This window comes from Enterocloster citroniae (assembly GCF_040545455.1).
Classification (GTDB): domain Bacteria; phylum Bacillota; class Clostridia; order Lachnospirales; family Lachnospiraceae; genus Enterocloster; species Enterocloster citroniae.
The window spans coordinates 51,310-63,638 of the sequence record NZ_JBEPLZ010000024.1 but is presented as its reverse complement, the minus strand read 5'-3'; the positions used below and the strand labels follow the sequence as shown (position 1 = coordinate 63,638).

13 protein-coding genes and 2 pseudogenes are annotated in these 12,329 nt (G+C 48.4%); all 15 read right to left on the bottom strand.

The window, feature by feature from the left end:
- Nucleotides 1-86: 86 nt before the first annotated feature.
- A complete protein-coding gene (locus tag ABID13_RS23085) occupies nucleotides 87-632 on the bottom strand; it encodes a hypothetical protein (protein ID WP_045094357.1) in 546 nt (181 codons plus the stop codon).
- Complete coding sequence (locus tag ABID13_RS23080; RefSeq protein WP_045094358.1) at nucleotides 629-1,033, bottom strand: DUF4320 family protein; 405 nt, start codon at nucleotides 1,031-1,033, stop codon at nucleotides 629-631. Before ABID13_RS23080 ends, ABID13_RS23085 begins: the two co-directional genes overlap by 4 nt.
- The gene (locus ABID13_RS23075) at nucleotides 1,021-1,389 is read right to left on the bottom strand and encodes a hypothetical protein (RefSeq protein WP_048931107.1); all 369 of its coding nucleotides are present in this window, start codon (nucleotides 1,387-1,389) and stop codon (nucleotides 1,021-1,023) included. The genes ABID13_RS23080 and ABID13_RS23075 overlap by 13 nt, the downstream gene beginning before the upstream one ends.
- Nucleotides 1,390-1,416: 27 nt before the next feature.
- Nucleotides 1,417-2,289, bottom strand: a complete 873-nt coding sequence (locus ABID13_RS23070; RefSeq protein ID WP_045094360.1) for a type II secretion system F family protein — start codon at nucleotides 2,287-2,289, stop codon at nucleotides 1,417-1,419.
- Between the two features lie 5 nt (nucleotides 2,290-2,294).
- Nucleotides 2,295-3,224: a type II secretion system F family protein gene (locus ABID13_RS23065; RefSeq protein WP_048931108.1), complete on the bottom strand. Its 930-nt coding sequence runs from the start codon at nucleotides 3,222-3,224 to the stop codon at nucleotides 2,295-2,297.
- Nucleotides 3,221-4,270: pseudogene (locus ABID13_RS23060) on the bottom strand (ATPase, T2SS/T4P/T4SS family); the annotation flags it as partial. The pseudogene ABID13_RS23060 and the gene ABID13_RS23065, both read right to left, overlap by 4 nt.
- Before the next feature lie 96 nt (nucleotides 4,271-4,366).
- Complete coding sequence (ltrA, locus tag ABID13_RS23055) at nucleotides 4,367-6,193, bottom strand: group II intron reverse transcriptase/maturase (RefSeq protein ID WP_048931109.1); 1,827 nt, start codon at nucleotides 6,191-6,193, stop codon at nucleotides 4,367-4,369.
- 751 nt (nucleotides 6,194-6,944) lie between these two features.
- A pseudogene (locus ABID13_RS23050) lies at nucleotides 6,945-7,529 on the bottom strand (type II secretion system protein E); the annotation flags it as partial.
- The gene (locus ABID13_RS23045) at nucleotides 7,523-8,335 is read right to left on the bottom strand and encodes a nucleotide-binding protein (protein WP_045093699.1); all 813 of its coding nucleotides are present in this window, start codon (nucleotides 8,333-8,335) and stop codon (nucleotides 7,523-7,525) included. The gene ABID13_RS23045 and the pseudogene ABID13_RS23050, both read right to left, overlap by 7 nt.
- Nucleotides 8,336-9,205 (bottom strand): Flp pilus assembly protein CpaB, encoded by an 870-nt coding sequence (gene cpaB, locus ABID13_RS23040; protein ID WP_045093700.1) that lies wholly within the window; start codon nucleotides 9,203-9,205, stop codon nucleotides 8,336-8,338.
- Nucleotides 9,206-9,410: 205 nt separating this feature from the next.
- Complete coding sequence (locus ABID13_RS23035; RefSeq protein WP_045093701.1) at nucleotides 9,411-9,806, bottom strand: prepilin peptidase; 396 nt, start codon at nucleotides 9,804-9,806, stop codon at nucleotides 9,411-9,413.
- A 1-nt stretch (nucleotide 9,807) separates the two neighbouring features.
- On the bottom strand, nucleotides 9,808-10,152 hold the full coding sequence (locus ABID13_RS23030) for a SpoVG family protein (protein ID WP_045093702.1): 345 nt from the start codon (nucleotides 10,150-10,152) through the stop codon (nucleotides 9,808-9,810).
- Between the two features lie 41 nt (nucleotides 10,153-10,193).
- Complete coding sequence (locus tag ABID13_RS23025; RefSeq protein WP_416387864.1) at nucleotides 10,194-10,379, bottom strand: DUF6133 family protein; 186 nt, start codon at nucleotides 10,377-10,379, stop codon at nucleotides 10,194-10,196.
- 99 nt (nucleotides 10,380-10,478) lie between these two features.
- Nucleotides 10,479-11,036: a YodL domain-containing protein gene (locus ABID13_RS23020; RefSeq protein WP_045093704.1), complete on the bottom strand. Its 558-nt coding sequence runs from the start codon at nucleotides 11,034-11,036 to the stop codon at nucleotides 10,479-10,481.
- 135 nt (nucleotides 11,037-11,171) lie between these two features.
- On the bottom strand, nucleotides 11,172-12,329 hold the full coding sequence (locus ABID13_RS23015; RefSeq protein WP_117451828.1) for a hypothetical protein: 1,158 nt from the start codon (nucleotides 12,327-12,329) through the stop codon (nucleotides 11,172-11,174).

Genomic DNA, 12,329 nt, shown 5'->3' with positions numbered 1-12,329 from the left:
TTTTATCTTTGTATGACATAACATACCGTAACCCGCTCTAAAAGTCCAGTGACTTTTCCCATTTCCCCCTCTTTCCCCCCTATTTTTCAGAATACTTCAATATACCCGGCCCGTACTTTAAGTTTCATCTTCATAGGAGGAAATGTCTTTCCTGCAAATTGTACCGGAACCTCCAGCCAGACCACGGCATCTGCTTCAAACCGTTGTGCATTTACAGGGTCTGAAGGCGCCAGGGGCGCATTGCGGATTGTAACATCCAGCCCGAAGATCTTATACTCCAGGACACCTCCAGTATATTTCACCCGGGTTCCTCCCTCCCGCCGTGTTCCCAGCGTTTCATCCAGGTGGTAATAAATATCCCCTGTATCCACCGATTCCTCAAAACCATATCCTTCCGTATAATATCCTCCCGAGTATCCCTCCCGTACTCCGTGGTAGACATTGGCGTAGTTGTCATTTACCACCACAACCACTGCATCCTGCAGCGCTTCTTTCACCCCAGAGGCAATCAGGCTCAGACGGAAAAATTCCATGATTCCACACAGAATCAAAAGGCAGGCCAGAGTCACCGCGATTACCAGGGGAAACGCAGTCCCACGTTGATCTTTCAAACACACCAGCCATTTTTTCATTTCCAATACACCTCAGACTTTCCGGTTGCCGCAGCCCGGAGGGTGATGGGGAAGGAACCAAATCCTCCAAACAATCCCAGATTATAGCGGCAGGTCAGCTGCACGGTTACTTCCTCATTGAGCTGAATCCGGCCACTGGTTGACCAATGAACCTCGGGATTAAGTCCTGTCTTTTCTCTGAGAACAGCCGCCCTCCGGTTCGTCTCACTCCCGATCCGGCCCGCAATCTCTGCCTCCCGGCAAAGTTCTGTCGCAAAAGTATCCAGCTGCTGTTTCGCTATAAACACCGGCAGAATCTTTACGGAAAGAGCCAGAACCAGCATCACGCACAAAATTAAAACTGCCACATCAATGTACCCTTCCCCGCCGCGGCCGGCAAGAATCTTCTTTAAATATGACACACCATCCCCTCCTCACTGGTTCTGGCAGGAATCACTTCTGGCTCATTTAACCGCGTCAACACATACCAGGTGCCCTCCGCATGGTTCATTGACTCCACCTTCTGCTGTAAAAGTTCCTCCGCCTTGATCTGGACGCATTCCCTCCAACTGTACGGACTTCCAGAGACGGCTTCACCCGCCAAAAGATTCCCAATCTGCTCCGGGACCAGATACACATATCCGCCGGGCGTCATCATAAACACCGGTTCTTTGGGATGTCTCTCCAAAAACTCCCGCACTGTCCCCGATAATTTTTGCCCGCTCCTGTTTTTAACTTCTTTTTCTGCCATTCCTGTCTGATTTTTAACACCGCTCATGTCCTTGCGCCTCCGTCTTTTTCTTTTCTAAAACATACTCCCCATGGACTTTAGAATCTCAAATACGATAATCGCCAGGTAAGTGATAATAAAACACACCAGCATGAGGAAGCTGAACACCCGAATCTTGGGCGGGATCTTCTGGGCTTCCTTTTTCAGCCGCTGCAGCTCCATCTGTTTGAAATCATGGGACAGCATCTGAAAATACATGGCACCATCATCGCCCCGTAGTACGCCGATCAGCCCCCGCACCACATCGGAGAGCATGGGGGAGTTGATCCGGGCCTCAAACCGGGTAAGCGCTGCCTCGTAGCTGGAAGAGCGCATATCCGCCGCCAGGATTTCCAATTCATTGGCAAACTCTTCCCCCGCGTTCTTTTTATAGTTCTCCACAATGGACAGCACATCCCGGCTGTTCTTCAGTTCTTGCTCAATGGTTGACACAAACCGGGGCAGCTCGCCCTCCAGCTCTCCCCTCTTCTTCGCCAGCAGCTCATCCGCCTGCTCCTGCTCCTTGAAATACACCATCACCGCCAGAACCACGACAATCACAGCCAGAAGTGGAAAAACCAGCAGACAGGGAATCACGCCCAGCAGCACAAGCCCCGCCTTGGAAATAACATAGGCCTGATACACCTCCGGTTCCATATTCAGCCCACTGGCCTTTAAGATGTTTTTCTGCCGCCCCCGTTTATAATCATCCATATGAATATAAGGCGCCAGCTTCACAGCCAGGGAAAGGAGGTACGTTTCCAGACTCTTTGCTGCCTTTCTGTTTTCCCTTCCTGTATTAATCATCGCCTTTGACGTCTTTAAATACGGCAGACGCAGCATATCCGCTGCCAGGAAAAACAATCCGGCCGCCAGCAGTCCGCCAAAGCAGACCAGTAATCCAATCATCCCCGTCACCTCCTGTATTCCAGCGGCTTGGTCAAACGGATCACACACGCCGTGCTGATAAAGATAAGAGCCGCCGATCCCGCCAGGATGATCTGTCCCATATAGGAAAACATCATCGTCTCGTACCAGCTGCGATTTAAGAAATACATTAACGGGATATTTCCAATGACAAGGATCACCATAGTAATAAATTCCTTCCTGGGTTCCGTCACCAACAGCTCCAGCTCTGCATTTACGATCCGCATATCTGACAGCTTGCTCACAATCGGCGTTAGTGTGGTTTTTAGGCTGCGGTCATACTGGCAGTCGCACAGTGCATTGCACCACTCCTCAAACACATCGTTTTCAATCCGCCCTCTCAGTGCCTGCAGCCCGGCTTCCACATCGGGATTCACCATCCGCACTTGGGTTGAAAATTCCTGAAACACATTGCAGACCGGTGGATTTAAGTAGTGCAGGTTTTCCTCCACCGCGGTCAGGATATCCTCGTTCCTCAAATATGCTGTAGTAATGATGGACAGGGCTGTCTCCAGCTCCGCCGCCACGTTCTTCTTGTAATGGCCGGCCGTCAGGCGCACATACCAGAAAGGGAAGAACAGGAAGCCCATCGCCAAAACCGGGGCCAGAAAATAGTTCCCCATCAGGATTGCCAGCGAGCCGCCAACACAGAACAAGGACAAGCTGGCTGCGCAGATCATGGAAAAACGGCTTTCCCGGCCCGTCATGGCCAGGATTTCCTGGGCCGTACGGATTTCCCGGCGAAACACCCCCGGTTTCTTCCGGCTGGTGGCCTCGTTGATTTCCTCCTTTAACGTTCTGGGCTTTTGCATCAAAAAGCCAAACAGACCGTCTATAAATTCCATCGGTTTTAGGCCCAGAATTAAAAAAGCACCGGTTATCATACCGGCACAGGCTAAAAGCTGCATCAATGTCATACATTCACACCTCCCCTCAACTTCTTCAGCGTCTCACCCGGCATCCCGTTCTCCAACAGCCGTTTTGCCAGCCCGTCCGATATGGCATGCACCTGCTCATGGTGGCCTTCAATGATGAATTTCCCGTCTTCCACCCGGTTTTCCGTGATCTTGTACTGGAACAGCGGCCGGTAGCTCCTGGTTCCATCCGGGCGGATTTCACACTCCTGGATTTCCATCAGGCGCCTTTCCCGGTTTTCCAGCTGCTTACAGAATGCCACGATTGGATAGGCCTCTGTCACATAGGATAGGAGGGTCTCATCGCTCATGTCCACCGCCCGTTTACACAGGGACACCATACGCCGGTATGTGGCTTCACAACTGTTGGAATGGATGGTGGTTACCACCGCCACACCGGTCCTGGCCGCCTCCTGGGCTGCATTGGCCTCCGGCCCGCGCATTTCCCCCACCACAATGATATCCGGGTTAAACCGCAGCGCCATGTCCAGTAAGGCAATCTGATCCACTCTCTGGCGCTCATTCTCACTGTCCCGTGCCAGGGTATGGATGACGGAATTCGTTACCGCGCCTTCCTTCTCGCGCACCAGCGCCAACTCCCTGGAACCACTCTCAATGGTGTAAATCCGCTTGTTATCCGGTATGGTTGTCAAAAGCCAGCCAAGCAGCGTTGTCTTCCCGGAGCTTGTCGCCCCTGCCACACAGATAGAGATCCCGTACCTCAGACACTCGGTCAAAAAATCCATCATTGGCTGGGTAGCGGTTCCCCCGTTTATAAAATCTTCCTGTTTCATGGATTGTGGATTTACAATACGGATAGAGGCTGCAATCCCTACGTCTTCATCCACCAACGGCGTTTTCATGGCTGCGATTCGGATGTTTTTGGATAAATGCCCCAGCACAGCCGGGCTGGCATTGTCCAGAACCATACCGGACGTGTGGAGCATACGGCGAATCACATTGATTGCGTGCTGAGGGCTCTCAAAGCGCTCGGTCAGTTTTTTCGTGACGCCTCCGGAATACTGGACTTCAATATCCCGCCAGCTGTTGAATAGTGATAGGTAATCCTTTGAAGTTATCTCCGGATTTTCCCCCACTCCACACCGTGCATGAAACTTTCATTTCACACGGCGTTCCATCAATATTTACTTATTCTCACTAATCTCACAATTTCCAACTAAACGTCTCAAGTTATTCAGCTTCACGAAGTCTATTGATTTTCGTTTCAACAATTCAAGGTATTTTTCAAAGGTTTCTACTTCTTTTGTATGAATCAGCTTATGCACTGCTCCAGTAACAAACACCAGATTTTTATATGCATCTGTGCCTCCCTCCGAACGCATGGTTTTATGATGTACTTCCATATCTGATATTTTCAGTTTTTCTCCTGTAATAAAACACCTTCCACGTTGTCCAACGTAAAGTGATATCCGGTTATCATTGTATTCCAGACTTTGGTTCTGAACAGGATTCTTCATGATATATTGCAATGTATCATAACTGAAATTTTGCAGATATTTATGGATTTTCTCCCTGCCGTTCACCGTGTAATTGCATATATCCTGCGAAAAACATACCGGTGGAGTTGTCTGCACGTAATGGATTGGATAAAGTGCCACCCGCTGTATAAATAGGGGCTTTACCTTACACTTTCCATAAAAGCGTTCATATGCCCTGCTTTTATTACCTCGTTTACTTCGTATACATTTCGTTCTGCAATAAAGGCTCTTATTGACATGAAAAGCGATTTCTGCAAAGTCTTTACTGATATGACTGGCTATCTTATAATACCCATGCAACCCCAGTACAGTAGCATTAAACTGCTGTACCCGTGCACCGATAGCATCATGTTGTAATACTTTGATTTTCTGTTTTAATTCTTTCTTGCATTTTTCTTTGCTTTTCTTTGTCATGTGGGATTTGACCACATATTTCTGACCTTTCTTCCAAAGCTTCAACTTAAATCCTAAAAATTCAGAATATCGTTTTCTTAAATTTACTATCTTGGACTTTTCCGGGCTGATTTCTAAGCCCAGTCTTTCTTCAAGCCACTGTTTTGTGGCTGCAAACATCTTTTCGGCAGTTTTTCTATCTTTACAGAGTAACTTAAAATCATCGGCATATCTGACGATAAATACTTCTTTTAAATTACCCCTTCTCAACAACTCATATTTTCTTGTCGGATTTTTATATGAGTGGTGGGTTTTATGGTTCTCCCACTGGCTTGCAATCCACCAGTCTAACTCATTAAGAACGACATTAGATAATAATGGACTGAGAATTCCGCCTTGCGGGACCCCTTTTTGTGGAACCCCTATTCCTTTAATTTCAGTCTTTAGCATCTTGGATATAATACATAACAATTGTTTATCCTGAATCCCCAGGCTCCATAACTGTTTCATGAGTTTCCCATGATTGACATTATCGAAAAATCCTTTAATATCAATATCTACTACATACTGAAAGTTATGCCGGTTGGTCAGTGCCAACACTCTGGCAATGGCATGATGAGTGCTCCGATTCGGACGGAAGCCATAACTATGTTTATAAAATTTGGCTTCACAAATCGGCTCAAGAACCTGCTTAATACATTGTTGTATCAGCCGGTCTTCCATGGTCGGAATCCCCAGTGGTCGTACTTTCCCATTATCTTTTGGAATTTCTACCCTACGAACTGGCATTGGTTGAAAATTTGACATTCTATTTCGCACATATGAGATTAACCTCTCCGGATTGTCTTTTCCAATATCCAGAATCGTAGTAGCATTGACTCCCTTGGTCTTACTGCCTTTATTCTTTTTGATGTTACGATATGCAAGCAATATATTTTCTCTGCTTACAATCAGGTCATATAGATTTGTAAATCTCCGATTTTCTTTTGCTTTGGAATACAGTTCATCATAAATCGCCTGAGTATCATAATACTCATTGTTTCTCAATCGCTGTTTCTTCCTTGATTTTCTAGTTGCCATAAGTCGGCTTTCACTTCCTTAATTGCGGAAATCCTGCCTCTCTTAGTCATACTCGAACCTTATGCAGTTTCATAACTGTTTGTAAGTTGTGTTTTACTGTAAATACTGACTTGTGGCTATCCCTCCACCGCTTATTATCACGGCTTCATCGGTACTGTGCCACTACTTTCATCAACATAAAAGCAGGTTATACAAAATGTTTTCCCTGCTAACGCTTCATAGGGATTAAGCCCTCCACGTTGCTGACTTACCACGTTCCGATAATCCTATCTTTACATATATACCCTTAGGTTCCTTCTTTAAGCCTGTCTGCTTTGACACCGCCTGTAACGGTGTAAGGAGTTTCATATCAACAAGTTTTACTAATCCTCACAGACCTTGCATTCTGCAAGCACAGCCGTTAGACTGTTTAGAGATTTAGACCCGTACACTCAAAGGTTCGCCGTCTACTGCCTTTTTACAGTAGAATTCTAACCATAGGTATTTTATAGACCCCGCCCTATCACTCCCAGCCACCTCTGGCTTGGTTTTGCTGTATCCTTTTTGACCTTAGCAAGTGCATACAGGCGACTTCAGCGAGCTTTATGACAATCTTGTGCTTAATCACAATCATGCCATTCGCAGTTTTAGGCAGGCGTTTCAAGGCGTTCCCCTATCATTCCACCTATCGGATTATCAGTTCTCCTAAACCGAACTTTGTTACATTCTTACGTTTAGTGCCTAACCTTTTCAGCTAGGAACGTGTCGCACTGTCGATCTCCTCAATCCCTGTCCCAAACACGTACTTGGTGAGGAAGGAAAACTCCGCCATCTCAGTATAAATGGTATCCACCAGTTCCTGACGGTCCATCCCCTTTACTGCGATCCGGTAGTCTTGCACATACTTGGTGATATAGCGCTTAATCTGATCCTTGACATCCCCGCTCCCCTGGTCGATGATCAGCGTAGAATATTTACTGGAAATGTACTCCTGCACTTCTTTTAAAACATCCGTAAATTCCCGGCCTTCTCCCTGCGGAGAAAAGAACAGGTTGTGGGCGCGAGGAACCTGCGATTCTTGAAAAAGCCGCCGCTCTTCGTCCTCTTCTTCTGTTCTACTGATCTCTTCTAAACTCAGTTTTTCCAAAACAGGCTGCTTTTCCGGCACAGCGGCTTCTCTTTCTCCTCTCTGTGCTGATTCATCCTCAGTTCGTACATTAAGCCCCTCGGAATCGCTATATTTCTGCAGTTCTACTTCCTGTTCATTGCCGGCCACTCCTGCCATTGCCGCCTGTCCACCAGTTTCCCGCTTCGGTCCCGGCCCCAATATATCCCCGGAGCGCTTTTCCCCTAACATCCAAACACCTCCCTGCTGATTGCCTCAATCACCTTTCGGAACCCTTTGCTCTCCCGCAAAGATAAATCCGCCAGAAGATCCCCGGCTAGACTCTGCGCCGCCAGTTCCGCGCAATAAGGCAGCTTAAACGTCACACTTCCAAGCACCTGCTCCACATGTTCGCTGGCCTCATTGGGTTTGATGTTGCTGGCTACTTTATACTGTTTTTCCGCATCCCATTTGTTGTCCCGCAGCAGAGGAAGCTGGCTGGAAAGGTAGCTGATACTCTTCAAGTCACAGTTTACCAGGCGGAGAACCGCATCGGACTCCATCAGCGCAATGGCAGACAGAATATCATTGGCAATGTAGCTTCCACAGTCAATAATCACATAAGGAGCTATTTCCCGGAGACACGCAATCAACTCCGTTGCCTGCTTGGCATTATAAGGCGGATAGGTATATTCATTCTCTCCCCGTAGCATTCCCATCATAGTCAGGTAGTCGTACTTTTTATGGGTAATCAGGTTATGACGGACCAGGGATTGCGTCACCTGGGCGGCCGCCAGCACACTTCCCAGGGATTGTTCACATTCTAAGTCCGCCGGAGGACAGATACAGGGCAGCATGGGAGCTGTCATATCGCAGGTTAGGAGGATCACGTTCCGCTTCTTTCCGGCCAGGTACTTTGCCAGCTTCACAGCCACTGTGGATTTCCCGCTTCCCGGGCTCCCCCAGACCGCCAGGACCTGATTCCCTGGCTCATCCATGAAATCCTCCTGCGCCTTTGCCGAACGGTCGAAAATACTCCCCTTTTTGAAATTCAGCATTTATTCCACCCCGCTCTCACTTCCTGCGGTTGACTCCGGCTCCCTTCCCTGAATTGTTTCTTCATCGACTTTTTCTACTGCTTCTGTTCCTGCTGTTTTGCTTTCCCCCTCCGTGTTCCCTTCCGTTTCTTCTCCCTCTGGTGGATATAGTTCTTCCAGCATGATTCTCTGGGCTTCCACAAACTTCCGGGCATTTTCCTTTGTTCCCCGGTATACCAGAGATAAATGCAGCTTCCCATCCGCTTCCAGTTCTGCCAAGACCTTTCCCTGCTCCGGTGTAACCAGAAGGGTCACGGTTCCCGGCAGTTCTTTCTCCGTCTCCTCATCGCCCCGTTCTCCTGTATTGGCGTCATATCCGCTATTTGCTGTAACCGCAATAACCTCCACATACTGAAGCTCCGGCGGTATCACCGTTGATCCCTGTTTCCTATAATCCGGCGCAATCACAGATACAATATCCCCGCTGATCAGCTTTCCGGACAACCCATTGGCAAACGCTTTCACACTGACGGAAATAGCCTGCTTTTCCCCGTTTAGGTTATAAAGATAGGCATTCTCCGCTGCTGGCTCCTCCGCCACCTTGGAACAAATGATATAGTCACCCGGTGCCATATCCGCCGATGCATACTTTCCAACCACTTCATCGATATTACGCACAACGGACTCCGGCAGGTTATAGGCTCCCACCTCAACCGATTTCACCATGTCCTTTGTAATCTCATCCCCAATCCGGATATTTTTGGTAACCCGGACAATCTCTGTTTTCTCACTGATTGTCCGGTTAAACATCGGCGTGATTGCAAAGCAGATTACCAGGGACAGTACAATGCATAGCAAGCCAATCACGGTTCTGTTCTTAAAGAAATTCATCTTTGTCTCCCTTCCTTCTACCCTTGACCCCTACGAAATCCAACTGCATCGGATATTTTGTGTATTGCTCTCTCCATTGCCATATTGATTCTCCTTACCTCACTGCAAACGGTCTGCCCTTTTCCTGAACCGAAGGCCGAGAACACTCATACAGCCAATCAATACAAACAAACTCAGCACTCTTTTCTTCATTTTCCTACTCCTTCTAAACATAATAAGCAACCGCATATCCAATGGCCAGAAATGGAGCCATTGGATATGAAGACCACACCGGCCTTTTAAAAAGCGGCAGCACACACCTTGCGCACAGATGAAACAGAAGCTGGAGCAGCAGCCCCAGCATGGTTCCCATCATGGCATGCTGCAGCCCCAGCACAAGGCCGCAGGCTGCCGCCAGTTTCACATCTCCACCGCCAATTCCCCCTCTTACCGCCGCCGCCAGGAAAAACAGTGCCGGGATGATCCCCAAAAGACATTCCGGCCGAATATGCAGGAGGGAGAGGGCGGCTATGCCGCCGCTCACCCAGTCCGGTATCTCCCGCCGCTTCAGATCCACAAAGGAGGCGGCCAGCAGCAGAACAATAAACAGGGCTCCCTGCATCCTACATCTGCAAACCCGGCTGTTCCCCGGCCTGTTCTGGTGTTTCCTGCTGGGGAGCGCCTGTCTGCGGGGCTACAGACTGTTCCAACGCCTGCTGGTAGGCCGATAACACTGCATTGTGAAGCTGTTCCCTAAACTCTGCCGTTACCGGGAAACACACTTCTTTATATCCTTCCGTTGTCTTCCGGCTGGGCATGGAAACAAAGAGTCCACGCTCCCCTCCATCCACTACTTTGATCCCCCGGATTCCAATACAACTGTCGACCGTGGCGGATGCATACCCCCGGATACTCCCCGCTTCTCCTGGCGGGTACATGGATGTAATTCTTACGTCTACAGTAGGCATATAATGTTCCTCCTTCTTTCTTTTTCTTTCTGTGTTTTCTGTTAGCCTGCATAGTTGAACATCTCGGTAATACGCCGGGATAAAGTGGGTAACACATTTTCAGAGAATAATGCGTACAGACCTGCCAGCAGCAAAGCGCCGATCACAACAGCCATCAGAATTTTGATGGCACTATCAATGAAATTTTCTCCGGAACGGCCCATAAGGACAAACCGTACCTTCCACATCTTCTGTTCCGCCGCATGTTTCATATGCTCAAATCTTGCTTTCATGAATTGCTCCTCCTTACATAATAAAAGGCAGTCTTCGCTGCCTGGTTTCCTTTATTACAGCTGAAGCGTTTGGGAATGGGACGGCTCCGGTCCTCCAAACGCAACCGGTTTAAAGTCCGTATAGTCCACGTAATAAAATTCACTGGATCCCTCATCGTATAACTCAATGACGTCCGACACGGAAAGGGAGTGTCCCATATATCCCGGCACCTCCTGCTCACTATTAAATTTCTCAAAAATCCGCTCCATCTCATTGGTTTCAATTTCACCGTCATACACCATGCGGTAATTATCCGGTTCCGGTTCTCCAAATTTCTCAACCAGCATTTCATATCCAATGAATTTCATATAGATATTGACATCCGGTTTCAACTGCCAGATCCGGCAGTTCTTTAAGGGGTCTCCTCCCTGTATCTCGGCCTGGCCATTCATCAATCGGTCATACACACCGCCTTTCCACACCACCTCTTCTATCCCTCCCTGCCGTTCCAGATAGGTCTCCAGCTCTTTCCCCTTAAAAATTGGATCCACCACCGCCTGGCTGCCGGCAATGTAGCCGGCCGGATTTCCGAAGTACATAATCCGCCCCTGTTCCACTCGAATTCCACGCATAGGGCTTCCACTCCTTTCCTCGTCTGTTTTGTTCATCTTTGGAGCCTGCAGCGTCTTCCCCAGACATTCCTATTTCCTCTAGGTGCATCCCTGACCCAAAATCCATGCCACATCTCAAATTCCTCCTTATACCAGTTACTGGCTCATGCCCTGTGAAAAGGCGTTTCCTTCTTCCTCCTGTTCCAGCTTGTTTTTCCCTCCTGGCTGATTCATCCGATGAGCCGACTGGATCCCTTCATACTTCTCCTTATGAATAATAGCTGCCTTCACATAGATGGTTTTCCCATTCTTGTATTTCCGGTAATGGCCTCTCCTGGTATGAGGCAGCATTTCATACCCCGTCCTCCTAAATCCGCCTCTCCCGCTGTTCTTCTTACTTAAAAAATAAACAGCTCCGATGGAATCCGGGGCTGCTCCTTCCTGTTTCATATCGAACACCTTGATACTATTTTTGTCTACAAACCGCTGACTTTGAATCGCCTTTCCCGCATACTCCGACTTCCTGGGATGATCTTCCAGATACTTGCGCCATCTCTGCTCCGCCAGTTCCATTTCCTGCAAATAGTCCAGGAGACTTAAGAATACGGCAGCCACACCATCTGCCTTTCCGACCATGTTTTCCATGGAAATTTTCCTGCTCCCCTTCAGACGATCCAGGATCTTAATGCAGAGTTCCTCATCCTTCTCTACCAGATAAGCACAGTCTCCGCCACTGCTTCCCTGGATGTTGATGATGTAATGCACATCATCTGCCACCAGTCGTTCCAGGTTCTCCCGGTCTGTTTCGGTCATCTCATAGTAACCGTATTCTTCATAGAGCTGCTCATTGATTAGCAGCAGTTTAGGAACACAGTCATATTCGGTATAATATTTCCCCTTCTCCATGTCGTATTGAAAGCGGCGGCTTCTCTGCTCTGGGGGAATGGATGAGACGGACTTTTCATCCACATATCGCCGTTTCTTTTCGGACTGCCCCTGAAAGAATGGGATCATGAGCAGCATATCCAGGTAATGGTCCAGGCGCTTCCGGAACTGCTTCATGTCCCGCCCCGTCAGATCCTTCAGGCAGCGTTTTCGGTCCTCCTCCTGGCTGTAAATGAAATCCGCCAGACGATTTTTCTTGGTTGCCAGCGTTATTAACGCCTGGCTGCGCTCCTTCTTATTTCCCCTCTCCAGTATCATTTCCGCCGCCAGCAGGTCACTGATCAGTTCTTTCCGTTCCTCCCCATCCCCCACCATGTGGTTGTAAAACCGGTACTGAGGAAGGTTCATTTTGTACACGTATTTAGACAT